28 protein-coding genes are annotated in these 26217 nt (G+C 56.2%); 11 read left to right on the forward strand and 17 right to left on the reverse strand.

Features of this window, described 5'->3' with window-relative positions; translation table 11 throughout:
* Nucleotides 1-83: 83 nt before the first annotated feature.
* Both GSQ86_RS18625 and GSQ86_RS18630 read right to left on the reverse strand, forming a co-directional pair.
* The gene (locus GSQ86_RS18625) at nt 84-2717 is read right to left on the reverse strand and encodes an ABC transporter permease (protein WP_158751672.1); all 2634 of its coding nucleotides are present in this window, start codon (nt 2715-2717) and stop codon (nt 84-86) included.
* Nucleotides 2718-2845: 128 nt separating this feature from the next.
* Nucleotides 2846-3226, reverse strand: coding sequence for a TraR/DksA family transcriptional regulator (locus GSQ86_RS18630; RefSeq protein WP_254062490.1), 381 nt, complete (start codon nt 3224-3226; stop codon nt 2846-2848).
* Between the two features lie 155 nt (nt 3227-3381).
* On the opposite strand from GSQ86_RS18630, the gene GSQ86_RS18635 reads away from it, so the two are divergent.
* Entirely contained in the window at nt 3382-3789 is a 408-nt protein-coding gene (locus GSQ86_RS18635) for a hypothetical protein (protein ID WP_158751674.1), read from the forward strand.
* Nucleotides 3790-3852: 63 nt separating this feature from the next.
* On the opposite strand, the gene GSQ86_RS18640 is transcribed toward GSQ86_RS18635, so the two are convergent.
* Together GSQ86_RS18640 and GSQ86_RS18645 are read right to left on the reverse strand one after the other, a co-directional pair.
* Nucleotides 3853-4212 (reverse strand): zinc-ribbon domain containing protein, encoded by a 360-nt coding sequence (locus GSQ86_RS18640; RefSeq protein ID WP_158751676.1) that lies wholly within the window; start codon nt 4210-4212, stop codon nt 3853-3855.
* Nucleotides 4213-4359: 147 nt separating this feature from the next.
* Complete coding sequence (locus tag GSQ86_RS18645; protein WP_158751678.1) at nt 4360-5295, reverse strand: NAD-dependent epimerase/dehydratase family protein; 936 nt, start codon at nt 5293-5295, stop codon at nt 4360-4362.
* 93 nt (nt 5296-5388) lie between these two features.
* Between GSQ86_RS18645 and GSQ86_RS18650 the strand changes: the two genes are divergently transcribed.
* Nucleotides 5389-6018 (forward strand): TetR/AcrR family transcriptional regulator, encoded by a 630-nt coding sequence (locus GSQ86_RS18650; RefSeq protein ID WP_158751680.1) that lies wholly within the window; start codon nt 5389-5391, stop codon nt 6016-6018.
* Nucleotides 6019-6289: 271 nt separating this feature from the next.
* Here the strand turns inward: GSQ86_RS18650 and GSQ86_RS18655 are convergent, their stop codons facing one another.
* Complete coding sequence (locus tag GSQ86_RS18655; RefSeq protein ID WP_158751681.1) at nt 6290-6727, reverse strand: hypothetical protein; 438 nt, start codon at nt 6725-6727, stop codon at nt 6290-6292.
* Nucleotides 6708-7064 carry a PadR family transcriptional regulator gene (locus GSQ86_RS18660; RefSeq protein ID WP_158751683.1) on the reverse strand — a complete coding sequence of 119 codons (357 nt, stop codon included), beginning with the start codon at nt 7062-7064 and terminating at the stop codon, nt 6708-6710. Before GSQ86_RS18660 ends, GSQ86_RS18655 begins: the two co-directional genes overlap by 20 nt.
* 177 nt (nt 7065-7241) lie before the next feature.
* Between GSQ86_RS18660 and pckA the strand changes: the two genes are divergently transcribed.
* Both pckA and GSQ86_RS18670 read left to right on the forward strand, forming a co-directional pair.
* Nucleotides 7242-8828 (forward strand): phosphoenolpyruvate carboxykinase (ATP), encoded by a 1587-nt coding sequence (gene pckA / locus GSQ86_RS18665; protein WP_158751685.1) that lies wholly within the window; start codon nt 7242-7244, stop codon nt 8826-8828.
* A gap of 6 nt (nt 8829-8834) precedes the next feature.
* Nucleotides 8835-9095, forward strand: a complete 261-nt coding sequence (locus GSQ86_RS18670) for a hypothetical protein (protein ID WP_158751687.1) — start codon at nt 8835-8837, stop codon at nt 9093-9095.
* Between the two features lie 3 nt (nt 9096-9098).
* On the opposite strand, the gene GSQ86_RS18675 is transcribed toward GSQ86_RS18670, so the two are convergent.
* Nucleotides 9099-10061: an energy transducer TonB gene (locus GSQ86_RS18675; protein WP_158751689.1), complete on the reverse strand. Its 963-nt coding sequence runs from the start codon at nt 10059-10061 to the stop codon at nt 9099-9101.
* Nucleotides 10062-10201: 140 nt separating this feature from the next.
* Between GSQ86_RS18675 and GSQ86_RS18680 the strand changes: the two genes are divergently transcribed.
* Together GSQ86_RS18680 and GSQ86_RS18685 are read left to right on the forward strand one after the other, a co-directional pair.
* Nucleotides 10202-10693 carry a ferritin-like domain-containing protein gene (locus GSQ86_RS18680; protein ID WP_158751691.1) on the forward strand — a complete coding sequence of 164 codons (492 nt, stop codon included), beginning with the start codon at nt 10202-10204 and terminating at the stop codon, nt 10691-10693.
* A gap of 102 nt (nt 10694-10795) precedes the next feature.
* Nucleotides 10796-10939, forward strand: a complete 144-nt coding sequence (locus GSQ86_RS18685; RefSeq protein ID WP_158751693.1) for a lmo0937 family membrane protein — start codon at nt 10796-10798, stop codon at nt 10937-10939.
* Nucleotides 10940-11028: 89 nt separating this feature from the next.
* Here the strand turns inward: GSQ86_RS18685 and GSQ86_RS18690 are convergent, their stop codons facing one another.
* The 3 genes from GSQ86_RS18690 to GSQ86_RS18700 all read right to left on the reverse strand — a co-directional run bounded on the left by GSQ86_RS18690 (nt 11029) and on the right by GSQ86_RS18700 (nt 13140).
* Entirely contained in the window at nt 11029-11568 is a 540-nt protein-coding gene (locus tag GSQ86_RS18690; RefSeq protein ID WP_158751695.1) for an adenine phosphoribosyltransferase, read from the reverse strand.
* A gap of 8 nt (nt 11569-11576) precedes the next feature.
* Nucleotides 11577-11858 carry an acylphosphatase gene (locus GSQ86_RS18695; RefSeq protein ID WP_158751697.1) on the reverse strand — a complete coding sequence of 94 codons (282 nt, stop codon included), beginning with the start codon at nt 11856-11858 and terminating at the stop codon, nt 11577-11579.
* A gap of 631 nt (nt 11859-12489) precedes the next feature.
* A complete protein-coding gene (locus GSQ86_RS18700; RefSeq protein WP_174239994.1) occupies nt 12490-13140 on the reverse strand; it encodes a trimeric intracellular cation channel family protein in 651 nt (216 codons plus the stop codon).
* Between the two features lie 122 nt (nt 13141-13262).
* Here GSQ86_RS18700 and GSQ86_RS18705 point away from each other — a divergent pair, with 122 nt between their 5' ends.
* Nucleotides 13263-13724 carry a hypothetical protein gene (locus GSQ86_RS18705; RefSeq protein WP_158751699.1) on the forward strand — a complete coding sequence of 154 codons (462 nt, stop codon included), beginning with the start codon at nt 13263-13265 and terminating at the stop codon, nt 13722-13724.
* A 101-nt stretch (nt 13725-13825) separates the two neighbouring features.
* Nucleotides 13826-14413, forward strand: a complete 588-nt coding sequence (gene frr / locus GSQ86_RS18710; protein ID WP_158751701.1) for a ribosome recycling factor — start codon at nt 13826-13828, stop codon at nt 14411-14413.
* Nucleotides 14414-14771: 358 nt separating this feature from the next.
* Here frr and GSQ86_RS18715 read toward each other — a convergent pair whose 3' ends face one another.
* Nucleotides 14772-15323, reverse strand: coding sequence for a hypothetical protein (locus GSQ86_RS18715; protein WP_158751703.1), 552 nt, complete (start codon nt 15321-15323; stop codon nt 14772-14774).
* Between the two features lie 264 nt (nt 15324-15587).
* Here GSQ86_RS18715 and GSQ86_RS18720 point away from each other — a divergent pair, with 264 nt between their 5' ends.
* Nucleotides 15588-16895: a metallophosphoesterase gene (locus GSQ86_RS18720; protein WP_158751704.1), complete on the forward strand. Its 1308-nt coding sequence runs from the start codon at nt 15588-15590 to the stop codon at nt 16893-16895.
* A gap of 234 nt (nt 16896-17129) precedes the next feature.
* Entirely contained in the window at nt 17130-19553 is a 2424-nt protein-coding gene (locus tag GSQ86_RS18725; RefSeq protein WP_158751706.1) for an ABC transporter permease, read from the forward strand.
* Between the two features lie 407 nt (nt 19554-19960).
* Here GSQ86_RS18725 and GSQ86_RS18730 read toward each other — a convergent pair whose 3' ends face one another.
* The 4 genes from GSQ86_RS18730 to GSQ86_RS18745 form a co-directional block, all read right to left on the reverse strand.
* Nucleotides 19961-20971, reverse strand: coding sequence for a transaldolase (locus GSQ86_RS18730; protein ID WP_158751707.1), 1011 nt, complete (start codon nt 20969-20971; stop codon nt 19961-19963).
* 79 nt (nt 20972-21050) lie between these two features.
* Nucleotides 21051-21845 carry a fumarylacetoacetate hydrolase family protein gene (locus tag GSQ86_RS18735; protein WP_158751709.1) on the reverse strand — a complete coding sequence of 265 codons (795 nt, stop codon included), beginning with the start codon at nt 21843-21845 and terminating at the stop codon, nt 21051-21053.
* Nucleotides 21846-21853: 8 nt separating this feature from the next.
* Nucleotides 21854-22945, reverse strand: a complete 1092-nt coding sequence (locus GSQ86_RS18740; protein ID WP_216841206.1) for a fibronectin type III domain-containing protein — start codon at nt 22943-22945, stop codon at nt 21854-21856.
* Nucleotides 22946-22968: 23 nt separating this feature from the next.
* Nucleotides 22969-23883: a TIGR01777 family oxidoreductase gene (locus tag GSQ86_RS18745; RefSeq protein ID WP_158751712.1), complete on the reverse strand. Its 915-nt coding sequence runs from the start codon at nt 23881-23883 to the stop codon at nt 22969-22971.
* Nucleotides 23884-24053: 170 nt separating this feature from the next.
* Between GSQ86_RS18745 and GSQ86_RS18750 the strand changes: the two genes are divergently transcribed.
* The gene (locus tag GSQ86_RS18750; protein WP_158751714.1) at nt 24054-24782 is read left to right on the forward strand and encodes a helix-turn-helix domain-containing protein; all 729 of its coding nucleotides are present in this window, start codon (nt 24054-24056) and stop codon (nt 24780-24782) included.
* 43 nt (nt 24783-24825) lie between these two features.
* Here the strand turns inward: GSQ86_RS18750 and GSQ86_RS18755 are convergent, their stop codons facing one another.
* Both GSQ86_RS18755 and GSQ86_RS18760 read right to left on the reverse strand, forming a co-directional pair.
* Nucleotides 24826-25350, reverse strand: a complete 525-nt coding sequence (locus GSQ86_RS18755; protein WP_371720681.1) for a 5'-3'-deoxyribonucleotidase — start codon at nt 25348-25350, stop codon at nt 24826-24828.
* Nucleotides 25347-26217: zinc ribbon domain-containing protein (locus GSQ86_RS18760; RefSeq protein ID WP_216841207.1), on the reverse strand; the 871-nt coding region annotated here is incomplete at its 5' end. The genes GSQ86_RS18755 and GSQ86_RS18760, both read right to left, overlap by 4 nt.

The following is a 26217-nucleotide window of genomic DNA, read 5'->3' on the forward strand; positions in this document are numbered from 1 at the left end:
AATCTCAAACCAACATGGCTGGGGATTCTTCGCTACGCTCAGAATGACGTTTTTTATGCCGGTTGACTGCATCGAAAACTGCTCTAATCCATGCGCAGTGCTTTCATGGGGTCGATGCGGGCGGCGCGTCGACCGGGAATGCAGCAGGCAATGAGCGCCACCACGGCAAGAAGACATCCGATCGCCGCGAATGTCGAAGGATCGGTGGCTTTGACGGCGAAGAGCATTCCGGCCAACGCGCGGGTGCAGAAAAAGGCGGAGACAACTCCGATGCCGAGGCCGATGAGGACGGGCGCCATGCCGCGATAGAGAATATGACGCAGGATGGCTTCGCGTGTGGCTCCGAGAGCCATGCGAATGCCGATGTCTTTCGTGCTGCGGGAGACAAAGAGCGCGAGCGTGCCGCTTACTCCAACGATGGTGATAAACAGCGCGACCAGGGCAAAGCCTCCCAATAACATGGCGGTTACGCGCGGCGTGCCGAGAAGTGCTTCACGCATCTGCGCCAGCGTTTTGATGTCAGTGACAGGCTGTTGCGGATCGATGTCGTGGATGGCGCGTACGATCTGGTTTGCCAATTGAGTCGGATTGCCTTGAGTGCGCACAAGCATGTGGGAACTCATGAGCGAGTTTTGTTCCAGCGGGAAGTAGGCTTCGTAGACTGAGCCTTTATCCAACCCATATTGCCGGACATTGCTGACGACGCCGACGACGGTGGTCCATGTCTTTCCTTCATCGGTGGAGATGTGGTGGCCGATCGGCGATTCGTTCGGCCAATAGTGACGTGCCATCAGATCGTTGACGATGGCGACGGCTGGTGAGTGATTCGTATCGCTGTCGAGAAAAGCTCGCCCGCTAAGAACGGGTACTCCGAGGGTGCGGAAATAGCCGGCGGTGACGACGCGGAAATCCGCCTGCGGTACGGGCTCGCCGGGATGTACAGGCTGACCCTGAATCTGGATACCGCTCTGCATGGAGCCCATGTCGCCATTGAGGGGAACGGTCATGCTCACCGCTGCATCGGTAACGGAAGGCATGCTCTGTACGCGCTCCATTGCCTGGCGGTAGAACTCGTTTCTCGATTCCTGCGCCTTGTACTTGGTCCAGTTGAGATTGACGGCCATGGACAAAACATTCTGCGTTTTGAAGCCGGGGTCGACAGTCAGCAGGTTGTAGAGGCTTCGCACCATGAGTCCTGCGCCAATGAGCAGAAGGACGGAGAGAGATACCTGGAACGCGACCAGGACGTTCCGCGTGCGCATGTTGCCTCCGCTGCCGGTGGTGCGGGTTGAATCATGCAAGGAGTCGATGCGGATGCGACTGGCGATGAGGCAGGGCAAGACTCCGAAGATGACTCCAGCCAGCAGCGAAGTTGCGACAGCGAAAAGAAGCACAGAGCCGTCGAGGTGCACTTCGCCTGCGAGAGGCGTCATTCTTGAGGCATATTCGACCAGAAGGCGAGAACCGGCGAGGGCAATGAGAATACCCAGGACTCCGCCTGCCGAAGCCAGCAGCAGGCTCTCGGTGAGCAACTGGCGGAAGATCTGTGCGCGGCTTGCTCCCGTAGCCAGACGAACAGCGGTTTCGCGCGAGCGTCCCAGGTGACGCGACAGGGCGAAATTCGCCAGATTCGCGCAGGCGAGCAGAAGAACGAGCCCCGAGGCTCCAAGCAATGTGAGGAAGGTTGGGCGTGCAGCGTGCGTCAGTTCGCGTTCTATGGGAACGGACTCTGCGGTAAAGCCGGAGTATTGCGGGTAATCGCGCGGATAGGCCATCTGAAGACGGGTGGCGATGGTCTGGAGATTGTCTGCCACTTGCTGGGAGGTGACGCCGGGCTTCATGCGGGCGTAGACCTCCATCATGCGGTCGCCGCGGTTGGCAATCATGTCCTTGCCGGAGCGGAAGGGGCATGAGGTTGTCGGCATGTAAAGGTCGTCGGTACCTGGATAGGCGGGCAGCGGCGGCAGAATGCCGACGACGGTGTGCATCCGATCATTCAGTTCGAAAGAGCGGCCGATCACCTTCTTGTCGCCGCCGAATTCTTTCATCCAGTATTCATAGCTCAGGACCATGACGGGAGGCGCAGTCATGGTTTCATCCGCCGCAGTGAGCAGACGTCCTACCAGCGGTTTAACGCCTAGTACATCGAAGAAATTGGCGGAGATTACGCCCGTCCCCACCCGCTCCGGAACGGTGGTTCCGAGCATGGTGAAGGTCATGGAATGGTATTCGGCCAGGCTGGAAAATACTGTTCCCTGCTCGCGATAATCGCGAATCTCCTGTACGGAAAAGCCGAAGGGATCGGAGCTTACCTTGAGAGCTTTTTGTTGCAGGTGCACAATGCGTCCCGCATCTGCAAAGGGGAGCGGGCGAAGCAGCACGCCGTTTACAACGCTGAAGATGGCCGTGTTCGCGCCGATGCCGAGACCGAGCGTGAGTATAGCGACCAGAGCGTAGCCGGGGTTTCTGCTTAGGGTGCGAAAGGCATAGCGCAGGTCGCGCAGAAAATGTTCGAGCAGCAGGAAGCTGTTGTTGCGCCAAATCTGCTCACGTACGCGAACCGGGTTACCAACTTTGAGATAAGCGGCGCGACGTGCCTCATTCGCATCCATGCCTCGCGCGAGATTCTCGTCTATCTCATGGGCGATGTGCGCTTCCAGTTCCTGCGCGCATTCGTTATCCCAGTGGGGGCGCTGAAAAAATCTTCTCCAGCTCACAACGATCTCCTGTCTTCCCTCGAAGTTCTATGTGAGAGTGAATATACTCCACTCGCATTTCTATGGGAAGCAGGATTTTGGGGTAGGCAGCAGGACCCGCGATGCGCGTCCTGCCGGTTTAGGGAAGTTTAAGCCGCGCGAACGGAGTCCTCAATCTCTCCGTTCTCAATTTTTTCCTGGCAGTCGATACAGTAGGGAGTCCAGGGCAGTGCTTCGAGGCGTTTTGCCCCGATGGTCGTGCTGCAATGCAAACACTCGCCATAGTTGCCTTCCTGGATGCGCTCAAGAGCGAGTCGAATAAGGCCGATCTGGCTGTGTCCGTTGGTTCCCTGTGTAAAGAGCAATTCCTTCTGATAGGAAGAGACTGCCTGGTCGGCGGCATCCTGGATATCGTCCGTATTGGTCTGGCGGCCTTCTTGCACGGCCGTCACCATGGAATGTTCCAAGATAGCCTGTTGCTGGCGCAGCTTGTCCTCCAGCAACCGCAAATTTTGAGAAGACTGTGTCACTTTAACTGAACTCCTTCGCTTCTTTGGGTCTCTCTTGCTTGCGAGACAACTATTGGACGCAGGATGTAGCGAAAAATTTGTTTGGAAATGTACGAATATGCATTTTCGCCTCAGGCTTGATACCAGAGCGACAGCCGTATACGCTAAAAGCAGCCATGTACGAAGATTTTCACGTTACTGATCGCTGGACCGGCGAGGATCTCCATTGCCGCTGGAAGGCAAATATCGTAGCCATTGCTACCCGCCATGCGGATGCAGTCGATGTCCGTTTTGAAGTGAACAAGCGTCCCTTATGGATTGCCATGCCCTGCACGGCATGGGTGGAACAGAAGAAACGGACGGGGAATGTCATCACCGACCAGCTGGCGGCTCAGATTGCCGGCCATTATTTGAAGCAGGCGGTGGAATCCGGCTACGATAATGGCCGTGAAATGTACACGATGAGCGTGGATGAGGTGCTGGAGCACCTGGATGTGGTGTTGCGGGAGGCGGGACATACGAGCAAGCTGCCGACTCTTCCGGCAACAAATGAGCTTCAGAATGACGCTCAACCCGTTCCATAAGAGAGAAGCTGTATAAAAAAAGAGCCGCTTTAAGCGGCTCTTTTTTGTTTGCTTACAAATTTCCTAGTAGCGTCTTCCGCCGCGTGGCCTTCTGTCATTACCGCCGCCGGATTGCGCCTGGTAGCAGCTCTTGCAGAAGACGGGACGGTCGCCGCGGGGCTCAAACGGAACCGTGGTTTGCTGGCCGCAGCCGGCGCAGATGACGGAAGTGCCCTGTGTCTGCGCGCGGTAACCGCCGCCGCCCCCACCGCCGTACCCACCACCGCCGCCGCCTCCACCTTGCTCGTTTTTCTTTGCCTGTCGGCAAGGCTTGCACCGTTTGGGCGCAGAATAGCCGCGTTCACGGAAAAATTCCTGATCGGCAGCAGTGAAGGTGAATTCCTGTCCACAATCGCTGCAGGTGAGTAGCAGATCTCCAGTCATATCTAAGCTCCTTGAATCTTCTCGTACCCGTCTGGAGAATTCCTGCGCGCGGTCTGGATGGTTCACCTTTGCGGAAATCGGCAGAAAGTTTGAGCGGCAGTCTGACAGCCGACTTCATTATTGCACTTTCGGAAAGAATTCGAATACCTAAATGGAGGCAAGAACCTGCCGAATGCCCTCTTTATAGGGCGTTTTTGGCAGTTCACCGAGCAGGTCTTTGAGGCGGCTATCGTCCATGATGACAGGTGACGTTTGAAGGTAATGCATCTCGACCAGCTCGCGCACCACGGGATTGAAAAGGCCGAAGATACGAAGCATCGTTTTGCCTGCAACCATATATTTTGGCTTGCGTCCCGCCTGCGCGAATATCTCATCGGCCATGGCATGCGTGGAGGTGACACCCGCCCCGGCAAGGTTCCAGGTATTTCCCCATGCCTTTGGCTCGTCGATAAGGCGGACGACGGTGGCGGCAGCATCGGGCAGGAAGACGAACTCATGCGGAGTATCGATCGGACCGATGAGCTGGGCGCGCTTGCCTGATTTCGCGGACTGAAAGGCGCTCCAGAGGAAACTTCTGTCGATGCCGGGACCGTAGAAGTCCGGCAGCCGCAGAATGGCGGTTTGTATCAAACCGCTGGTGTGAGCTGCCAGCACCAGGTCTTCCTGTTCCTTACGCATGCGGCCCTTGAAGGTGTGAGGCTGGCGGGGATGGCCTTCATTCACGAGCTTACTTTGCGGGATGCCGAAGGGATAGACGGTGGCAATGAGAAGAACCTTCTTTACTCCAGCGGCAACAGCTGCATCGAGAGTCTTTTTCATGAGCTGCGGATGAAGTTCGAACTGCCAGTAATTGACGCCGACAAGATAGATGGCGGTATCGACGCCAGCGAGCGACTTCTGGATGGAAGCTGGAGAATCCGGGTCCCATGTGGCAATGGTAGCGAGTGGATCGTCCCCAAAGGTGGCACGGAGCGAGGTTTCTGATCTCCCGATGACACGATATGGCTGGCCTTTCGCTTTGAGTTCGGCAGCAATGAACTTGCCGAGACCGCCTGACGCGCCGATGAGTGCTACAGTTTCCATGAAAAGCCTTTCTTGTGAACAACATTTTTATGAATGAACGATGTTCATATTCCAAATGATGTTCGATAATCCGAAAAGGAGTCAAAGAAAATTATGGGTGTTTCCGAGAGGCGTCAGCGCGAGAAAGAGAATCTGCGTCGACGCATTCTTGATGCGGCACGTGAAATTGTTGTAGCGGAAGGGATGGAGGCGCTCACGATTCGTCGCGTTGCGGATGCGGTTGAATATGCTCCAGGCACGCTCTATTTGTATTTCGAGAACAGGGATGCCATCGCGCGCGACCTGTGCCTGGAGGTTTTTCAGGCGATGCACGATGCCATTGCGCCGGTGGCGAAAATCAAAGATCCGCAAAAGCGATTTCGTCTCTTTTTGTGCAGATACGCTGATTTTGCCGCGAGCGATCCGGGCATGTACCGGCTGGCACTGATGTCGAATAAAAAATTCAGCGACGCTCTTTTACGCGAGGGTTCCATCGAAGGCGAGGATGGGGCCGGTCGCAGGCTCTTTGCACTTCTGGTGAAAACGATTGCAGAGATACGGCAAAGGGATGCGGGCGCATTTGTCCTGGCAGAAATGGCATGGGTTGCCGTGCATGGGCTGGTCAGCATGAAGATTGCCTGCCAGGCGTATCCAGTGACCCCGGTGAATACACTTGCGGATAAGCTGGCGAAGACATTGCTTTCAGGCATCATGTCCAAGAACAACAAAGCGGACTGCGCTTAAGCGGAAAAAGGGCGCCCCATTCGCAGTCGCAAAATGAGTAAAGGAAACATTGCGAGTGAGAAAATCAACAATGCATAAAGTAGATTCTCAGCATGGAACGAAGATCCGAGAGCAAGACCCATACTGATATGACCAATTTTAGTGGGGAAGGCTGAGCGACTAGCGCGAATACGGACAATTGCACCAAGCCACGCGAGCAAGACCAGGCTTATCATTGGCCAAACCGCAGAAAGTCTTTGGCGAAAGGCGATGATGCCGATGATCCAGCCGCTTAGAAGCGGCGCACAAAGTAGATCGCTTTGCCAAGTTGAAAATATAAATTTGCGAACCCATATATCTGGTGACCGCCGAAAGGCGTATCGGCTCCAGGCAGAAAAATATGCCAACCCGACGACAAAATGAGCAAGGAGACGAACCACGCCCCAGCCAGAAAGATGAGTGGGACGAGACAGAAGGTCGCCCATGGTGCCCGAGCGGACCAGGACTGGAGATTGCGCTGCTGGATCATGGCTTTGGCGAGATCATTCACGCCGCCAAGTCGAGCCTGCGCAATAGATTCCGCATCCGTCCGCCTGCGCCCGGCACGTTCTTCTTCTGCCGTCAAATCGGCTAGATGATCAGCCAACTCTGCCAGATAACGCCGCACATGCCGGGGCGCGATGCCAGCTTGCAGCAGACGTTCGCGAAGTTCATGAAAAGGCTTTGTCATATTGCGCTCCTGTCAGCATCTGTTGAATTGCAACAGCCAAATTGGTCCAGGTTTCCGATAAATCCGCGAATCGACGTAATCCTGCAGGCGTGATCATGTAGTAGATGCGGCTACGGCCATTGACAATTTTGCGCCGCGACTTCAATGCTTTATCGCGCTCCAAAGAATGCAGTACCGGATAGACCACGCCTTCGCCAACTGCAATCACCGCATCGGTACGATTTCTGAGGGCTTGAACGATCTCGTAGCCATACATCTCCTCTTTTTGGAGCAACTTGAGGATTAAAAGTTCCGGGACGCCATTCATAAAATTCGGATTCGTTTCGCGCGCTGTCATTGGCAAGAATTATACCTAGTGATTCAAGGTATATGTCGGAAAGATACCTGTTTCTTACAATCCCTGGTAAGCCGTCTTGGGTGAAACGGGATAGCCGTGGGTGTGTTTTTTTGCCATTTTACTGTGCTGGATGGCAGAATAAACGGTTTGCTCAAGAAGCGAACGAGGAGCAAATCAATGGGAGCTGCCACTTTGGCGACCAGCTTCAAAATTCTCACCGAGGGACCGCATGTTCACCGGAATCTGTCGACCCCGCAGCTGGTTGAGGCTGCGATTGCGCGGGGCGAGGGCAGTCTTGCGGACAATGGCGCGCTGGTAGCGCTGACGGGCGCACGTACGGGACGCTCTCCAAAAGATAAATTTACGGTTGAGGACGAGCAAACACGCGGTCGCGTGGACTGGGGCAAGGTAAACCAGCGTTTCGACCCGGCAAAGTTTGAGGCGCTGCTTGATCGCGCGGTGAAGCATATGGCGGAGCGCGATCTGTATGTGATGGATCTATATGCCGGAGCCGATCCGCAGTATCGACTGCCGATTACCGTGATCGCTGAGTATGCGTGGCATGCGCTTTTCGTGAAGCAGCTCTTTGTGCGTCCGGAACTTTCGGAGCTGGGCAATCATGTTGCCGAGTTCACTGTGATTGCGGCGCCTGAATTCGAAGCAGTACCAGAGCGCGATGGAACCAAGTCGAGCACATTCATCCTGGCTGACTTTACGCGGAAGATCATTCTGATCGGCGGCACAAAATATGCGGGCGAGATGAAGAAGTCGATCTTCGGCGTGATGAACTACCTGCTGCCCGGACGCGATGTTTTCCCGATGCACTGCTCAGCCAACATTGGCAAAAGTGGCGAGACTGCGCTTTTCTTCGGGCTTTCAGGAACAGGCAAGACAACGCTTTCGGCGGATCCGCTGCGGCGATTGATTGGCGATGACGAGCATGGCTGGGGCCCCGCAGGCGTCTTCAACTTTGAGGGCGGCTGCTATGCCAAGTGTGTCGATCTTTCGGAAGAAAAAGAGCCGCAGATCTACCATGCGATTCGCTTCGGATCAGTGCTGGAGAACGTCGTCATCGATCCGCGAACCGGGGTGCCGGACTATACCGATATCCGCTACACGGAGAATACGCGGGCTGCCTATCCGATCGAGTTCATCGAGAATGCGGTGATTCCCGGCGTTGGTGGGCACCCGGAGAATGTGCTCTTTCTCGCGGCGGATGCCTTTGGGGTGCTGCCGCCGATTGCGAAGCTCACGCCGGGGCAGGCGATGTATCACTTCCTCTCAGGCTATACGGCGAAGCTGGCGGGGACTGAAGCGGGATTGGGCAGCGAGCCGGTGCCGGAGTTCTCCGCGTGCTTTGGATCGCCGTTTCTGCCGCTGGCTCCGCGCGTTTATGCGGAGATGCTGGGTCGGCGCTTGCGGGAACACGACGCACAGTGCTGGCTGGTGAATACCGGCTGGACGGGCGGTGGCTTTGGAGTGGGTAAGCGCATGAGCCTCAAACATACGCGGGCGATTGTGCATGCCGCGCTCGATGGACGGCTGGCAAAGGCCGAGTACGTCACGGAAGATGCCTTTGGGCTGTCGATTCCCACTTCTTGTCCGGATGTGCCCGGAGAGCTGCTCCATCCGCGCAATGCCTGGACGGACAAGCAGGCGTATGACGAACAGGCGAGAATGCTGGCCGGGAAGTTCGAGGATAACTTCGCCCAGTTCGACGCACCGGAAGAGGTGCGCGCGGCGGGCCCGAAGGCGCGAAGGTAGATTGGCATGTTTGCGCGCAAGTTGCAGGTCGAGAGTGTCACGAAGGACGGGGAGATGCGGCCCTGTCCGATTGCATGGATCGATAACTTCGCCATGCGTAACTTCACGAACGATGCGGTCTTCGACGACACGCTGCCGATTGCCGATGGCTTGCTCGAGGTTGGATATCGCGTGCCGCTCGACCGGCTTCAGCCAGCGATGGAAGATTGGTTCCGGCGTAAAGGCTATCTGAAGGCAGACGATACGCTGCGGGTGCGCGAAGTATAGCTGTTAAGGCTGCGGATAATACTCCAGGTAGATCATCGTGTCGTAGGGCACGGGTGCGCCGTTCTGCATCTGTGGCTGCATGACGAGACTGCGCGCGAACTTACGAGCGATGCCCTCAAGATGCTTGTCGTCGGAATCGACGATCTCTGCCTTCGTCACTTTTCCCTGCTCATCCACAAAGATGTGAATCTGGATGTTGCCATAGCGCATTTGTGAGATATCCATCGGCTTATAGCTCACTATCTTGTGCGCCTTTGCCGGATCGGGTTGCGATGGCGTCTCGGGTATCTGCATGAAGTGCGGCGGAAACTTGTCCACCGCCTCGACAGTTCCTGTGGCTTCGACAAGCAGCTTCTTATCCTCGAAGATTCGGATGTTGCCGGGAACGCTGTGCGTGCCGATGGGCAGCCACTGATCGTACATGATGGTGCGGTTGAACATCTGCGCGTAGGCGAAGAGATGGATGAACGGGTTGAAGCAGATGGCGGTTCCATCGTTGTCGTTGGCGCACAGTAGCGGCGCGCCTTCGAGCTCCTCGGGCTGCATAATGTCGCTCATGCCTTCATTCGCGAAGCGTTTGATGGCTGCCTGGGGAACATCGACTGCCTGCTCGAAGTCGGTGATCTTGAGCGGCTTGAATCCGGAGGTCTGCAGCCAGCTCTTATGGTCGTGCAGATAGTCGACTTGCGTGAGATTGTAGTCAGCCGCTTTGATCTCTACGCGCTGATAGAGCAGCGGATCGCGATAGATATCGTAAGTCGCTGTGCTTTCATGGCCCTCCTGATCGTAGAGCTTCAGATCGTAGTGGACATGGTGTGAAATGTCCTCGGCTGTGGTTCCGGCGACGAGCGAATTGGCGTGCCGCAGCTCTTCGTCGTAGTTCATGCTCTGCATGACCTGCGCCCGGAGGGGAGAAAGAGCGAGCGCGCCGAAGATAAGCGAGATGGAGAAAATAGAGCAACGCATTGGCGGTAATCTTAGTTTTCCTGGGCGAGTCAGGCAACTCGCCAGCGTATGGAATAAGAGTTTCTTCCATTCACTCTTGATGAGACACCGATTGCATCTCACTTAGTGTTCGTCAATCGTTTCTGTAACCGAGGTATGTCATGAAATTAACAACTATGAAGGAGCTTCTGCTGGAAGAACTGCAGGACATCTATTCTGCTGAGACGCAGATTACGAAAGCATTGCCGAAGATGGCGAAGGCATCGACCAGTCCGGAATTGAAGAAGGCTTTCGAGACCCATTTGCAGGAAACTGAAGGTCAGATTCAACGCCTGGATACGATATTCAAGCAGCTTAAGGAAAGCTCCAAAGGCAAGCCCTGCGAAGGCATGAAGGGCCTGCTGAAGGAAGGCGAAGAGCGCATTAAGGACGGCGGCGAAGCGGACGTTGTCGACGCTGGCCTGATTTCGGCTGCACAGCGAGTGGAACACTACGAGATGGCTGCTTACGGCTCGGCACGCACTTACGCTGAACTGCTGGGTGAAACTGAAATCGCAAAGCTTCTTGAAGAGACACTGGAAGAAGAGAAATCCGCTGACCAGAAGCTAACTAAAGTCGCGAAGAAAGTGAACCTGAAGGCAGAAGCTGCCTAAGGCTGAGAGCGCGTGGAGTATTTCGCTGAGCACTCTCCACGCGTCCAACCATTCCTGCAGAAAGAATCATCGAACGCCATTGGAAAGAGGAGAAATAAACATATGTTCCTGGTCATTGCGTTGGTGTTGGTATTGGCGTGGGTCGGTGGTTTCGTGGTCTTTCACACTGCGGGATTTTTCATTCACTTACTGCTGATTTTTGCGGTCATTTCAGTGATCATGCACTTTGTGCGAGGGCGAGCTTAACTATTTTTCTCTAGCGGAGCATCGCAAGTAGAGACAAAAATGCGCGGAGATTATCCGCGCATTTTTATGTGTCATTGATTCAAAGTCAGCTATTCGTTGTAGTGCAGAAGGCTGAATACGTCGTATTCCTTAAATTTTTCGCGGCCTTTCAGGAAGTCGAGTTCGACGGCGAAGCCCAGTCCGGCGATGTGGCCGCCCAGCTGCTGCACCAGCTTTACCGTCGCTTCCATGGTCCCACCTGTCGCAAGCAGGTCGTCGACGATGACGACCTTCTGTCCGGGCTCAATGGCGTCGAGGTGAATTTCGAGCGAATCGCTTCCGTATTCAAGGTCATATGTCACGCGCGCCACTTCAGCGGGCAGCTTGCGCGGCTTGCGGACGGGGACAAATCCAGCATTGAGGCGGTAGGCGAGAGCAGGGCCGAAGATGAAGCCCCGCGCTTCGATACCGAGCACGAGGTCGATGTCTTTGCCGATGTAATGGACGGCAAGCGCGTCGATCATCTGCGCGAAGCCGAGCTTGTCCTTGAGCAGCGTGGTGATGTCGTAGAAGAGAATGCCCGGCTTGGGGAAATCGGGAACGGTGCGGACGAGCGCCTTCAACGGCTCGCAGTCAAATGAATGGTTCATATCTGGTTTCACCAGGCTCCTTCAATCTGAAATGTTCCAAGGTCTTTGTCTTCCGAGTCATCGAGCAAATGCTCGATGATGATGTCGACGCGGCTGCCGCGCGATCCGCGATCAAGCGCACTGCGCAGTGCGGCAAGATCTTCCGGCTCACCGGCGGCAACTACCTCCACATGGCCGTCCTCGGTATTGCGTACCCAGCCCCGGAGTCGCAACGCTGCGGCTTCCCGATGGACGAACCAACGGAAGCCCACGCCCTGCACGCGGCCTTTGACGAGGTAGTGACGAATCATATGGAGAACTGATGCCAGTTTTGCAGATCGCTAGCTTAACACGCAAGACGGGAGGGTACCCCTCCCCCTCCCCACCTTGTGGGGATTTGTTTATTTTCAATCACTTAGCGGGGGATCATCCCCTGCTATGCCCTTGAATCTAAAGCGGTTTACTGCGTTCTAGTGTTTTCAATCACTTAGCCGGGGGTCCGAATTTTCAGCCCGTTTCGACGTTTTAGAAGTTCTCTATATTCAATGATAGCAATTTAGGGGGAAATACTCTGCCAACTGTGAGCAGCTATCTTTCCTTTTGTTTGTGTGGTTTAGAAATATTTTGGTGTCGAGGGGGCTTGACAAGCTTTTTGGAGGGCCGAGGCTAAAGCCCCTAGGGATTTTGTTTTGTCACCGGCCTGAAGGCCGGTGCTTCTACCCTAAAGCCTTGATTCGTTCGTTTGGTGCGCGCCGACTCTGCTCGGCGGCAGGGCTAAAAGCCCCCTGAGGCTCGTTGACTTAGTCGCCGGTCTGATCGCCGGTCCTCATCTCAAAACCCAGATTTGTTTGCATCGGCGGCGGCGATCACGACAACTTTGTCATATGGAATGTGTTACTTAGTGAGGCGCGCCGGGAAGGGTGCCGACGACGAAACGTTTGATCAGTGCTTCATGACTCTGGGCAGGTTCCAATGCTGGTGGACGGCTACCATGCGCAGCGTGAAGCAGACGACGATGCCAAGGGTGGTCGCGATGGCTGGTCGCAGCTTGAGCTTCAGCGCGAGGACCATAGCGATTGCTCCGGCCAGGCCGGCGGCGGCGTAGACATCTGAGCGAAGGACGGAAGGAATGCGGGCGAGAAGGACGTCGCGGATGGTGCCTCCGCCTACCCCTGTGATTCCGCCCATGAGGACTGCCAGGAACGGGTGGATGTTGTAATCGAGAGCTTTGGCGGCTCCGGCAACTGCAAAAAGAGCCAGTCCGGCGGCATCGAGGGTGGTAATGAGCGGCGCAGGAACACGGTTGACGAAGCTGCTTTGAAGAAAGACGACGGCGGCACCGATAAATGCGGCAGCAGGATAGCGCCAGTCCCGGATGGAGTTCGGAGGGATGGCGCCGATGAGGACATCGCGGATAATGCCTCCGCCGAGGGCAGTGGCAAAACCGAGTACCATCAGGCCCAGGATATCGAGATTGGCCTGAACGGCGGCGGAAGCTCCTTCGACGGCGAAGACAAAGGTACCGATAAGGTCGATGGTGAGCAGCAGCGTGGCGGAGTGGAACTGGATGGGGACGCGTTTGGCCGAAATCACTTTCTCTCCGATTGAAAGATAAGGGTAATGGCATCTATTCGCAGGAACAAATATTCTTAAGAGATAGACCGTCGTTGCCGTTGGATCAGAATTACCGGACTAACGGTTCACAGGAGACATGGATGAATGTAAAGCGTTCCGCGCTGTCGCGCTGGTTCACTGTAGTTTTTTTGGCTCTGATGAGCCTTTTTCACACTGGTGCCGCACAGGCACAATCGCGCGTGAGCGATCGGGATGTGGAAGCGTTGATGCGGAATCTGAAGGAAGATTCCAAGTCGTTTCGGGAAAACTTTGACGCAGCTCTTAAGAAGAGCGCGATTCGGCGTACCAGCCAGGAAAAAGACGCGAAGAGCCTGGTAGCCAGTTTCGAGAAGCAGACGGACTCGATGCTGAACGAATTCAAGAAGACCCGCAAGGGAGACGTGGCCGTAGAGACGACGATCAGCAATGCCCAGGAGATTGAGCGGCTGATACGCGGCATGCAACTGGACCCGAAAACCCTTTCGGAATGGGATAAGATCCAGGCGGAGTTAAGCCACGTGTCGGCGGCCTTTGGCATTCATCTCTCGCACGGGCGCACGTAATTTCTTTGGTTCAGCGATGTTTCCGCGGCCGCGGGATGACGCGGTTTCCTTCAACCAAGTAAAATACGGGTTTTGAGTCGTAATTAAAGGAAGAATGAATCATGGCAGTTTCAGCGATGGCCGGAATCCCGGCGCTCAAGGATATACATCAGCAGCTGAAGTCCCGCATGGATAAGGCTGTGCAGGATTTTCAGGCGAACCTGGCGTCGACGCGCACGGGCCGCGCTGCGGTGACGATGCTCGACCAGGTAAGGGTGGATTACTACGGCACGCCAACGCCGCTGAACCAGATAGCACAGCTGACGACGCCGGATGCGAACATGATCGTTATTCAGCCGTGGGATGCGAGCATCATCAGCGAAATCGAAAAGACGCTGCGCACTTCCGATCTTGGCTTCAATCCGCAGAATGACGGCAAGGTTGTGCGTGTTCCGGTTCCACCGATGACGGAGGAGCGCCGCCGCGAGGTGGTGAAGCACCTGAACAAGGTTCTGGAAGAGCATAAGACCGGCGTGCGCAATATCCGGCGCGATGGAAACGATCTGATCAAGAAGGCTTCGAAGGATAAGAAGATCTCAGAGGATGAAGAGAAGCGCTCGCTCGAGGAGATTCAGAAGCTGACGGATGAAGAGATCAAACGCATGGATGAGATGAGCAAGAAAAAAGAAGCTGAGATTATGCAGGTCTGAGGACTTGCCGCTTAAGCGAAAGGCCGCTGCTTGCAGCGGCCTTTTTACTTCTTCAATGGACATTTAGAGCATTTTTTTCTGTAGTAGCTATACACCGCCGTCATTCTGACGACCGAAGGGTGGAGGAATCTCAATCCAAGCTGATTGGGGATTCTTCGCCTGCGGCTCAGAATGACGACTTCCTGCCTGGTCTCTGTCTTTGGAGATTTGATGCAAGAGGCAACATGTCTTCGTAATCCCACCCTTTCGCAAAAAGCGCGAAAGGATGGGGCACCCGGGCGTTTAGGCGGTGCTGGATGATTATGGACCCCACCCTTCGCTGCGCTCAGAATGGGCACCCGGTGAGATGGCTCTCTATTTACATCAAGAACTTCGGCTTGTTTTGCCCGGAGAGTGAGCTGGGGAGTTTTCGTTCGAGCTCGCTGCGCACCTGGTTGAGGCCATACATGCAGCTCTCGAACTTTTCCGAGAGCCGCCCGAATAATGGAGCTTCGACCGCGTACTCGAAGACATCGAATTTCGAGACGATGTAATAGCTCTCCTTGCCGGCGCGAATCATGTCGTAAAGGTTGGCGTTTTCGTTCTCGCGCCACTTATGGACCGATTCCGGATACATGCCGGTGCAGAAGAGCGTGTAGTCGCCGATGTGTTTGCGGATTTCGCGCTCGGCGTCAAAGGAGGGAGCGGTGCCGAGAACGGGATCGGAGGCGAGCAGCATGTCCCCCACTTCCTTTACCAGTCGGCCTTCATGGTCATGGATGGGATAAAGCCGATCAGAGATGCTGAAATCAGTCAGCAGATCGGCAATGTAGGTCGTTACTTCGCGGTCGTTGATTCCAACATGCTCGCTGTAGCAAGCGGCAACGACATCATGAAAGAACTGGCGCAGTGCATGATCCTGAGGAATCACGTAAACCCTCCCTCTCGTTCACCGGAAGCGCACGTTTCCTTCGATGCTGCCCTGGTGAGGAGCCGCATACTACGTATGGATTACAAATGAATGAATTCGTTTCATAACGCAAGATACTTATTTGATTCCACCCATAATGGTTAGCACTCGCAGAGCGACATTGCGAGGACAACATGTTTTTTCTTTGAAACGCTTCCATTGGTGATTCCCACTATTGAACGGGCGTATTCTGAGTTGCGTGTCTACACCGGAAGGACATAGCTCATGGCAAAGCAGACTTCCTCAAAGCATCCATCCAAGCCAACCCGTTCGCACAAACCCGCTCGTCACACTCCCAAACCAGCTCCTACGCCCAGCAGTACCGATCAGCCGGTGTTCGCGCAACCGCAGCCTACCCCTGACCCGACGTCGTTCAAGACGCCACATCCTTCTGACAACGGCCTCTACAACAAGGTCAACAACAAGCTGCTGCAGGCTATTCCTACGGCGCGTGACGGAGCTGCAGAACCTGTTCTCACGCTGGCGGAGGTGTATGGCGATCAGGGCGCGGCGAAAACCAAAGCCATTCAACAGGCGGGACAAATTGTCTTTCACTCGGTCGGCGATACCGGCAGCGTAAAAGGGCCTTCGACGCAGAACGAGGTCTCCGACAAGATGGTTGCGGACTTTACGGAATCGAATGCTGCCGATGTGCCGTCGTTCTTCTTTCACTTGGGAGATGTGGTTTACAGCTTTGGTGAAGCGAAGTATTACTACGACCAGTTTTACGAGCCGTACCGCGAATATCCCGGGCCAATCATTGCCATTCCCGGCAACCACGATGGGCTGGTGTATTCGGGCGATACAGCATCCTCGCTCGATGCCTTTCTGCGCAACTTCTGCGCGGCGACTCCGGTGAATTCACCCGACGCGGGGGCATTGCTGCGTACGGCGGTGACTGCCCCAGGAGTGTATTTCACCTTTGACGCGCCTTTCGTGCGAATACTGGGCGTGTACTCGAATGTGCTCGAAGACCCGGGAGTGATTTCGAGCGAGGGCGGGACAAGGGCGGGTGTCACTGATGTGCAGCTGAATTTTTTGAAGGCCGCGTTAGGGCGATGCAAGACGGAGAAGTATGCAGGGGCGGTGATTGTGGCCGTACATCATCCGCCGTACACGGGTGGGACAAATCACATGCCCAGTCCAAATCTGTCCGCCGATATCGATGCCTGCGCGCAGGGCGCGGGATTCTGGCCGCACGCGGTCTTCTCCGGGCACTCGCATAATTACCAGCGGTATACGCGGACGGAGAATGCCATGTCGATTCCGTATCTCGTTGCCGGTAATGGCGGGCATTCCCCTCTGTCGAAGCTGCAGACGGATGCGAATGGCAACCCGGTTCGGACGCCGTATCCAATCGATGACACGCTGACGCTGAACAGCTATGACGATACGAATTACGGCTACCTGCGAGTGGTGGTGAATGCGCAGACGATGCGGATTGAGTACCATCCTGAGTCGGACGGCACGACGACGAAGACTCCGGACGACAGGGTGACGGTGAATCTGGCTACGCGGACGCTCGTGTCTTAGCGCTGTCCGGAATCGGGCGCATTTGATCGATTCCGGACGCTTTGAGAGTAAGCCGGGGACAAAAGGGATCACGTAAATCATAGGAAATAAGCTGGTTAGCAAGCGCGAGGAAGTGGTCTGCCGATTGCTACGAATGTGTTCGTAGATGCCTTTCGTGTTGAGAAGTCAAATATTCTCGAGCACATCCCCAGGGCGGTCGTCATTGCAGTAACTCCGCGGTAGATCAGGAGGGTTATGTCGAACCTGCTTCAGAATCTTCGCTTCAGTGTGCGCATGCTGCTGAAGAATCCCGGGCTGACAATTACCGTTTTGCTGACATTAGCTCTCGGAATTGGCGCAAATACCGCCATTTTTACGGTGGATTACGCGACTTTACTGGCTCCGCTTCCCTATCCACAGCCGCAGCAGCTGGTGATGGTGTGGTCTAAGATTCAGGGCTTTCACAATGGCGTGTCGGCGGGTGATTACCTCGACTGGAAGCAGCAGAGTACTGCATTTCAGGATCTGAATGCGTGGACGGGCGGTTCGTTCAACATCGCGACCAAAGATCAGCCGGAGTTTATTCCGGGCAATCGGGTGACGCCCGGATTTCTGAGCATGCAGGGTCTGCCTTTCTTCCTGGGCCGTAATTTCCTGCCGGAGGAAGGACAGGATGGCAGAGATCATGTCATCATCCTGACGCACAGACTCTGGCTCAAGCTGGGCGGCAATCCCAAGATTATTGGAACTACGATGCAGCTGGACGGCGCACCTTACACCGTGGTGGGCGTGCTTCCGACAGGATTGTATGACCGCTGGCCCGCGCAGCTGAGTGTGCCGCTGGTCTTCAAGCCGGAGCAGATCAACCATGATTTCCACTGGCTGCTGGTGATGGGGCGGCTGAAGCCGGGCATCACGATGAAGCAGGCGCAGGCGGATATGGATCGCGTGACGAAGAATATCGCCGCGGCATATCCGAAGAGCAACAAGGGCTGGGGCTCATTTGTGGATGCTCTGAAGAATGATTTCCTGCCGAGCGAGCGCATTCTTACGCTGTGGCTGCTGCTGGGAGCGGTTGCTTTTGTGCTGCTGATCGCCTGCGTGAATGTGGCGAACCTGTTGCTGGCCAGAAGCATGACGCGGCAGAAGGAGCTTGCCGTGCGCAGCGCGCTGGGGGCTACGCCGAAGACGATCTTTACGCAGCTTTTGACTGAAAGCCTGCTGCTGGCATTCTTTGGTGGTCTGCTTGGCATCGGCACCGGCTATGCCATGCTGCGCGGGCTGATGGTCGTGATGCCGGAAGGCACGCTGCCGAGCGAAGCGAATCTCACACTGAATTTTCCCATTTTGATTTTTACTTTGGCGGCGACGACGCTGGCCGGTCTTGCGTTCGGGTGTATTCCGGCATGGTATGCCTCAAGGGTCGACCCGGCGGAGACCCTGAAAGAAGGGGGACGTTCGGGCACGGGAATGGGGCGGCATCGCCTGCGGCGGATTCTGGTGGTGGGCGAGTTTACGCTGGCGCTGGCGCTGCTGGCGGGCGCGGGGCTGACCATTCACAGCTTCCTGAATCTGCAGCGGGTGGATCTTGGGGTGAAGACGGATCATGTTCTGACTTTCTATCTCTCGGTTCCGGATTCACGGCCGAAAGATCCTGAACGCATTGTTGCGTATTACAGGCAGATTGTTTCCGCGATCGAAGGCGTTCCGGGCGTGATGCATGCTTCGGCAGAGACGGGGTTGCCGCTCGAAGGCGCTGGCTTTGGCATGCCGTTTGCGCTGGCGGATAAGCCGACGTATGCCGATCCTTCGCAGCGTCCGAATACCTCGTTCGGCATGGTGACGCCGGATTATTTTCAGACCTTCGGGATACGACTGGTGAAGGGACGCTTCCTGAACGACCAGGACACGGCGTCGAGTGTGAAGGTGGCGGTGGTGAATGAAGAGTTCGTCAACAAATATCTGAAGGGCGTCGATCCGCTGCAGAAGCGGGTGCTGGTGGAGCAGTTGATTCCCGGCGTGACGAAGCTGGGGCCACCGATTGAGTGGCAAATTGTTGGCGTCTTCCACAATGTGCGGTCGCGCGGCTTCCGCGAAGATTACCCGGAGATGGAGATACCGTTCTGGCAGATTCCGTGGCCGAGCGCGGGTATTGCTGTGCGCACACAGGAAGATCCTTTGTCGATGTTGCGCAGTGTTTCTGCTGCTGTGCACTCGGTCGATCCGCAGATTGCCGTCGCAGACCCGAAGACACTGGATGCCGTGCGGGATGAGGTGCTGGCCAACGACCGATTCACGCTGATTCTGTTTGCGAGCTTCGCCGCTGTGGCGTTGCTGCTGGCGGCGCTGGGCATTTATGGCGTGATGGCCTTCTCGGTGGCGCAGCGATCGCATGAGATTGCCTTGCGCATGGCGCTGGGGGCCACTCGGAATCGGGTAGTGACGCTGATTTTGAAAGAGGGTGTGATTCTGGCCTGCGTTGGCATGGGGCTTGGTCTGGTGGGCGCTTATTTTGTGGGGAGAGCGATGCGGTCAATGTTGTTTGGTGTGTCGGCTATGGATTTTTCTGCGTTTGGGATTGTGGGGTTTGTGTTGTTGGTGGCGGCGTTGCTGGCTTGTTATTTGCCGGCGCGTCGGGCGGCTTCTGTGGAGCCGATGCAGTTGTTAAGGTTGGAGTGATGTTGGTATCCCACCCTTCGGCTTCGCCTCAGGATGGGGCACCCTAGAGTGGTTGCGTTGACGTGGATGTGATTCAATCCCACCCTTTCGCAACGGCGCGAAAGGATGGGGCACCCGGGGTTGTTGCGGCTGTCAGATGTTAAAGGGGCCGAGCTTGCTCGGCTTCGCACGAACTTTGTTCGTGCGGGTCCATTCGACTTCGCGCTGCGCGCTGCGCTCAGGATGACGGCTTTTATTATCGGGTTTGCGCTAAATTGAAGATTGATTGGATGCGTTTAGGATGACGGCTTTTTTTGATGCTCTAAGTTAATGCGGCTTAATCAATTCGAGGGTGAAAACGAAAGAGGCGGCCAGAAGGCTGCCTCTTTTGTTAAGTGATGATGTTTGTTAAGTGATGAAGCTCAGGTTCAGTCGGCGCTTACGAGCTTCGATTCGCGGGATTCCAGCTCGGCGAGGCGCTTGGCGAGAAGCTGTTCGAGGCTTTCGAGCGCTTTGCTGAAGCCCTCGATACCTTCTTTCAGCTTGTCGTGGGCCATGCGATCGGCTTCGTGCATCTTGTCGAAGGTCGCCTTGTCGATGGTGAGCTTTTCGATCTCGAGGCTCTTCGCTTTTTCCGGATCGAGCTTGCGCGGCAGATCGCCTTGGGTGGAATCAAGCTCGCCGAGCAGCTGCGGCGAGATGGTCAGCAAGTCGCATCCAGCTAATTCGGTGATTTCGCCGGTGTTGCGGAAGCTGGCGCCCATGACGACTGTCTTGTAGCCGAACTTCTTGAAGTAGTTGTAAATCTTGGTGACGGACTGAACGCCGGGATCATCAGCGCCCTTGTAGTCCTTGCCAGTGTCTTTCTTGTACCAGTCGAGAATGCGGCCGACGAAGGGCGAGATCAAGGTCACGCCAGCTTCGGCGCAGGCGATGGCTTGGTGCAAGCCGAAGAGAAGGGTCAGGTTGCAGTGGATGCCTTCCTTTTCCAACTGCTCGGCGGCGCGGATACCTTCCCAGGTGGAGGCGATCTTAATCAGGATGCGCTTGCGAGAAATACCGGCTCCTTCATAGAGGCCGATGATGTCGTGCGCCATTTTGATGGTGCCTTCGGTGTCATAGGAGAGGCGGGCGTCGACCTCTGTAGAGACGCGGCCTGGGATGACGGCCAGAATCTTCTTTCCGAATTCGATGGCCAGGTGCTTAAAGGCGAGGTTGGCTACATCTTTGTCGGTTGCGCTGTCGCCGAGCTGCTTGTGCGCATCAAGCAGAACGCCATCGACGATGGACTGGTATTGCGGCATCTGCGCGGCAGTGGTGATAAGCGACGGATTGGTAGTCGCGTCCTGCGGCTTGGCTTTTTCAATGGCTTCAATATCGCCGGTGTCGGCTACGACAACCGTCATTTCGCGGAGCTGCTGGAGCAGAGACTTTGACATATTTCCTCCTGATTTCGGGCCTGACACGCAGGGCATCACTTCATTAGATGCGGCGGTGCAGGCAGCGATGCCGATTCGATTATCCCACGATTACCGGGTTTGAGAGTGTTCCGATGCCTTCTACCGTGACTTCCACCGTGTCGCCGGACTGCATGGGGGCAACGCCCGCCGGGGTTCCGGTAGGAATTAAGTCTCCGGGAAACAGTGTCATAGCTGCGGTGATGTGACGCAACAGAAATGGGATTGTGAAAATCAGGTCGCGGGTGTTGCCGTCCTGCTTCAGTTGGCCGTTCAGGCGAGTCTGAACCTGAATTCCTGAGTCCGGATCAATTTCATCTGTGATCACCGGGCCGGTGGGGCAGAATGTGTCAAAACCTTTGGCGCGCGACCATTGGCCGTCGGTCTTTTGCAGATCGCGAGCGGTGACATCGTTCACGACGGTATAGCCGCGGATGTGCTGGCGAACATCTTCGTCGGGGCCGATTTTTGAGCAGCGCTTGCCGATGACGATGGCGAGCTCGCCTTCAAAGTCGACGCGCTGCGAGATGGGCGGAATGTGTATCGGTTGCTTATGGGCGATGAGCGAGGACGGCGCTTTGAGAAAGAGCAGCGGTTCTTTTGGGACTTCGTTGCCGAGCTCGGCGGCGTGCTCGCGGTAATTGCGGCCAATGCAGACGATCTTGGAGGGGATAACGGGCGGCAGCAGAGTGGCGGTTTCGAGCGGGATGGGATCGATCTGAGCTTCGCCGGAATATTTTGTCCACGGGTCTTCTTCCGGAGGCGGAAGCAGGCGCTCGATCCAGAGGGTTCCGTTGCGGTCGGCGACCTCTGCGTATTGCGGGCCAAAGTCAGACTGGAAGCGGCAGTATTTCATTCAACTCCTTACTGTGGCAGGGATTCTTCAGTTTCCGATGAGCGCGCACTCTCGTTCTTGTCCTGATCGACTGCGCTGACGGAATAGGTATATTTCACTCCGGGCTTTGCCGTCGTGTCGCGGAAGGCAGCGCCCGAGATAGGTTCCGACGGCGAGATGCGGGTTGGGCTCGAGGATGATCCGGCTTCGCGACGGTAAACGATGTATCCGGCGAGGTCGTTTTCCGTGTTGGGCGACCAGGAGAGATCGATGACATGCTCGTCGGGACTGGCTACGGCAACAAGACCTGTGGGCACCGCTGGCGGAAAGATGTCGCGTGCGTCGAGCGTAACGGCCGGACTTGGAACGCTGGCCACTTCAATGCTGTGGCCCTGGAGACTGAGGACGGCTATGCGCTGCGCGGTTAAGCGGTAGGTCTTGTCGAAGGCGGCTGATTTGTCATAGGCCCGGCCCGGGTCTTGATCGGCGGTATAGCTGAGTTCGAGTGTCTGCTGCGCTGGCGCTTCGGCGCCTTGCCGTAGCTTATCGGATCCGGGTTTGACCGGGGGCTGTGCGAGCGCGCGCTGTATCCGGATCAGGTTGCCATTGCCGGAAGCAGGCTGCCAGTGCAGCACGATGCCGTCGGCGTGTGTATAGGCGGCGAAGGCTGCAGGTTCTTCAGGCGCGGCTCCGGCGACTGAGTACGCGGGATTCGAGGGGCCAGCGGTGCGCGCGTGACGGTTGCGAAGCTCTACGGTGTAGGTGATGAGGCGCGGCGATCCGGAGGCGAGAGCGGGAGGCAGGTGATCGATGAAGTCGGCCTGGAGGACGGGAGCGAACTTCGCGTCCCCGGCTGAATCACAGGGGCTTCCGGCTATGCTGCGGCAGATGTGAGCGTCCTGGTCGCCTTTCAGCAGCGCGCGATCGATGGCTCGCTTAGGCATGGTCCAGTGAAGATGAACGTCGTTCCCGGTGCGCGAGGCGGTGAGATCTCCGGGCGGTTGCGGCAGGTAAAGGCTCGGCGCTTGCGGCGGAGCCACCAGGCCACAGCCTGAGAAAAGCGGCACGGTGATGGCCAAAGCCATCAAGACAAAGTGAGATACACGCGCGCGCCGGTCCATTCCTTACCAGCGTAGCACCCCGGTCAGGTGGATTTTTTGAGCAACGCCTGGAGCGCTGTTGCCAGGTCAGGATGTTCGAAGCGGAATCCGGATTGCGTCAGCTTATCCGGCAGAACGCGCTGGCTGGCGAGGAGGGCTTCGTCGGCCATTTCTCCGAGAGCCAGGCGGAGAGCAAACGCGGGCGCTGGAACGATTGCGGGCCGATGCAGGGCTGCTGCCAGAGTGCGGGTGAATTCCGCGTTGGTGAAGGGCGTCGGAGCAACGAAGTTAATGGTGCCGCTGATTTCCGCCTGAAGGAGATGAAAGATTGCGCTGACCAGATCGGGCAGTGTGATCCAGCTCATCCATTGCTTCCCGGAGCCAAGACGGCCACCCGCGCCGATGCGAAAGAGCGGCAGCATTTTTGCCAGTGCGCCACCTTCGGGCGAGAGCACAACGCCGAAGCGCATATGCGCGACGCGAATGCCAGTTGCAGGCTGGGTCGCCGCTTCCCAGGCGACGCAGGTTTCGGCGAGAAAGCCGGTGCCGGCAGGTGAGGATTCTGTCAGCAGCTCCTCTCCGCGGTCGCCGTAGATGCCGGTGGCTGAAGCGCAAAGAAATGCCCGCGGAGGCTGCTTGAGCTGCGACAGCAGGCGAGCTAGTGCCTGCGTGGTGTGAACGCGGCTCTCGACGATTTCTTTTTTGTAGGCTGCGGTCCAGCGGTGCGCAGCCACGTTGGCTCCGGAGAGATGGATGACCGCGTCGAAGCCTTCGAGCAGGAATCGATCTGGTAACGCCGGAGATTGATAAGGTGCCCACACGATTTGCGGGGTGGTAGCGGCGGTAGTTTGACGAACAAGTTGAGTTAATGAAAATCCACGAGCGCGGCAGGCACGTACAAGAGATGTGCCGATGAATCCGGAAGCGCCGCTGATCAGAATTCGGGCGGAATTTTCCATCGCTCACCGCATTGTTCTTGATTTTTGGAGTCGGAAGGCGAAGACTTTTATGTTGGTGGCAAAACAAAGGCGAAAACTTTCACCACATAAAATTACATTTTAATGACGGCAACATGACTTCAGGTTCAGGGCATCGAAGTAAAAAGAGGGTTAGTGGAGAGAAACCAACTATGCCTGGAAAAAGCGAATCAGAGAAGCAGATTGATCCGGCGACCGCTGAGTCTTTTATAGCCGAAAAGCACATTGGTGAACGAATTAAGCGGTTGCGGCTGAAGAAGTCGATGGGGCTGGTGGAATTAGGCCGCCATACGGGACTTTCGGCGAGCTTTCTTTCTCAATTGGAGACCGGGAGAGTTGTGCCTACGCTGCGCAACCTGGCTCGCATCGCCATGGTCTTCAGCAAGGATCTCTCGTATTTCTTCGAGTCTGAGCCACATACAGTCTTTCGCATCCACAAGAAGAGCGATCGCGTAAGACTGCCGCAGACCGGGGTCGACGATCCTACGTACTACTTCGAATCTCTGGGATACATGGTTCCCGACCGGCATCTTGATCCCTACTATGCCGAATTTGTGCCGCTAAAGAAGACGGTCGAAGTGCGACCCCATGTTCACCCGGGGCACGAATTTCTTTATCTGCTGGATGGCGAGCTGAACATCCGGCATGGCGATAAGACACATGTGCTGCAGCCTGGAGACAGTGTTTATTTCGACGCCAGCACTCCTCATTCATATCGGTGTGCCGGCAGCGTACCGGCGAATGCGTTGATCGTCACCATGCATCTGCAGCATATGCAGCAGGCGGCAACACGTACGATCGCCACTTCGGGCGTGCGGCAGCCGGCGGCGGGACAGGCGGCTCTGTCGGGGTTGGATTTGCGCGGTGCGCAGAGCCAGTAAGGCAGTTGCTGCTTCGGCTGATCTAAGAGAGCAGAAGGCGGAGCTAGAGGAAAAGGCACTCCACTTCCAGCCAGTCGTCCACACGGCGAACACTCCTCACCTGCACATTGTGGGGCGCGGTGAAGAGAATGCCGGTGCCCGAAAAACGGCGGAAGTGGAGTGGCTGGTCGTCGATGAGGTAGTCGGCGTGAATGATGCTCTTATCTCCGCAGAAGACAAAATGGCTGGGCGGGAGAAACGGGAAATGGCGGCGCAGCCAGCGGAATTTTGAGCCGAAGGAATTCGGGAACTCCATGGCCCCGGTTGCGATGAAGATTTCGTATCTCTGTGTCAGGGCCTTTACGACGCGCTGGCTTTCGGGCATCACCGGCAGATCTTCAAAGAAATCTTCGGAGCGAAGATAGCCCTCCAGTCGCTCATGCCGATCGGCGGAAACAATCTCCCAGAGCCATTTGCCTTCGAGATCTCCTTTGGTGATGGCTTCGCCGTGATCGCGATTGTAGCGGATGATATGTTCCCCGAGAGCGTCCGCCAGCACCTCATCCATATCGATGGCAATGCGCTTCAAATCTCTTCTTCTCCGGATCCGGCTTGTTTTTTGCGCACGGAGGCTGGAATCGCGTGTTCGGGGAGCGGGTCGAAGGCGGGATCATAGTAAAGAATGCGTCCGCAGCTCTCGCAATGGATGCGGTCGTTTTCGCGTACCTGGTTCCACATCTGCGGACGGAGAAACATCTGGCAGGCCATGCAGCGCTGGTCTTTGACGCGGGCGAGGCCGGTTCCGCGAGATGAGGCGATACGGTCGTAGTCGGCGAGCAGGTCCGCTTCGACCTGGCTGCGCAGCTCGATGCGGGTTACATTGAGCGCATCCAGCCTTGCCTGTTGCTCACCAGTCTGCTTGCGGGCTATTTCTTTTTCCTGGTCGACAAATTCCTTGTGCGTGCCGAGCTCTTCGCGCGCTTTGGTGCGGACGCGCTCCAACTGCTCGCTGCGTTCCATGCTTTCCAGTTCCTGGTCTTCGATGCGGCGAACCTCATTTTCAGCAAAGGAGATTTCGTGCTGCAGGGCGTGGAATTGTTCGTTGGTCTTTACGCTGCTGGATTGGTCGCGAAATTTTACGGCCTTCTGCTGCTGGTCTTTGATGTCGCTTTCGAGGCGGCGCCGCTTCGCTTCCTCGGCTTGAATGGCCTTGTCAGCCTGCTCCACAGCTTGCATTTGGGCGCGCAGTTTTTCTTCTATGACGGCGAGATGGCGCGGCAGAGCAGCAATGGATTGCTGCAGCTGTTTCGTTTCGACATCGGCCTGCTGCAGGTGAATAAGGCGTTCCAGAGAAGCGTCCATCGTATGAAAGTGAAGTCTAGCACGCGCAGGGCTACACCCACCCTTGTATGTTGTGATTTGAAGCGTGACGATAGGTTCACGTTTCGGCGGAGAG

This window comes from Acidobacterium sp. S8, from assembly GCF_009765985.1.
Classification (GTDB): Bacteria; Acidobacteriota; Terriglobia; order Terriglobales; family Acidobacteriaceae; genus Alloacidobacterium.

Bases quoted from the DNA above. Each gene is read 5' to 3' on its own strand.
- GSQ86_RS18640 (WP_158751676.1), bottom strand. From the start codon at position 4,212: ATGACTGGAGATCTGCTACTCACCTGCAGCGATTGTGGACAGGAATTC.
- GSQ86_RS18655 (WP_158751681.1), bottom strand. From the start codon at position 6,727: ATGACAAAGCCTTTTCATGAACTTCGCGAACGTCTGCTGCAAGCTGGC.
- GSQ86_RS18735 (WP_158751709.1), bottom strand. From the start codon at position 21,845: ATGAAATACTGCCGCTTCCAGTCTGACTTTGGCCCGCAATACGCAGAG.
- GSQ86_RS18660 (WP_158751683.1), bottom strand. From the start codon at position 7,064: ATGACAGCGCGCGAAACGAATCCGAATTTTATGAATGGCGTCCCGGAA.
- GSQ86_RS18650 (WP_158751680.1), top strand. From the start codon at position 5,389: ATGGGTGTTTCCGAGAGGCGTCAGCGCGAGAAAGAGAATCTGCGTCGA.
- GSQ86_RS18730 (WP_158751707.1), bottom strand. From the start codon at position 20,971: ATGTCAAAGTCTCTGCTCCAGCAGCTCCGCGAAATGACGGTTGTCGTA.
- GSQ86_RS18705 (WP_158751699.1), top strand. From the start codon at position 13,263: ATGAATGTAAAGCGTTCCGCGCTGTCGCGCTGGTTCACTGTAGTTTTT.
- GSQ86_RS18695 (WP_158751697.1), bottom strand. From the start codon at position 11,858: ATGATTCGTCACTACCTCGTCAAAGGCCGCGTGCAGGGCGTGGGCTTC.
- GSQ86_RS18680 (WP_158751691.1), top strand. From the start codon at position 10,202: ATGAAATTAACAACTATGAAGGAGCTTCTGCTGGAAGAACTGCAGGAC.
- GSQ86_RS18635 (WP_158751674.1), top strand. From the start codon at position 3,382: ATGTACGAAGATTTTCACGTTACTGATCGCTGGACCGGCGAGGATCTC.
- GSQ86_RS18725 (WP_158751706.1), top strand. From the start codon at position 17,130: ATGTCGAACCTGCTTCAGAATCTTCGCTTCAGTGTGCGCATGCTGCTG.
- GSQ86_RS18750 (WP_158751714.1), top strand. From the start codon at position 24,054: ATGCCTGGAAAAAGCGAATCAGAGAAGCAGATTGATCCGGCGACCGCT.
- GSQ86_RS18740 (WP_216841206.1), bottom strand. From the start codon at position 22,945: ATGGACCGGCGCGCGCGTGTATCTCACTTTGTCTTGATGGCTTTGGCC.
- GSQ86_RS18690 (WP_158751695.1), bottom strand. From the start codon at position 11,568: ATGAACCATTCATTTGACTGCGAGCCGTTGAAGGCGCTCGTCCGCACC.
- frr (WP_158751701.1), top strand. From the start codon at position 13,826: ATGGCAGTTTCAGCGATGGCCGGAATCCCGGCGCTCAAGGATATACAT.
- GSQ86_RS18720 (WP_158751704.1), top strand. From the start codon at position 15,588: ATGGCAAAGCAGACTTCCTCAAAGCATCCATCCAAGCCAACCCGTTCG.
- GSQ86_RS18675 (WP_158751689.1), bottom strand. From the start codon at position 10,061: ATGCGTTGCTCTATTTTCTCCATCTCGCTTATCTTCGGCGCGCTCGCT.
- GSQ86_RS18745 (WP_158751712.1), bottom strand. From the start codon at position 23,883: ATGGAAAATTCCGCCCGAATTCTGATCAGCGGCGCTTCCGGATTCATC.
- GSQ86_RS18685 (WP_158751693.1), top strand. From the start codon at position 10,796: ATGTTCCTGGTCATTGCGTTGGTGTTGGTATTGGCGTGGGTCGGTGGT.
- pckA (WP_158751685.1), top strand. From the start codon at position 7,242: ATGGGAGCTGCCACTTTGGCGACCAGCTTCAAAATTCTCACCGAGGGA.
- GSQ86_RS18670 (WP_158751687.1), top strand. From the start codon at position 8,835: ATGTTTGCGCGCAAGTTGCAGGTCGAGAGTGTCACGAAGGACGGGGAG.
- GSQ86_RS18645 (WP_158751678.1), bottom strand. From the start codon at position 5,295: ATGGAAACTGTAGCACTCATCGGCGCGTCAGGCGGTCTCGGCAAGTTC.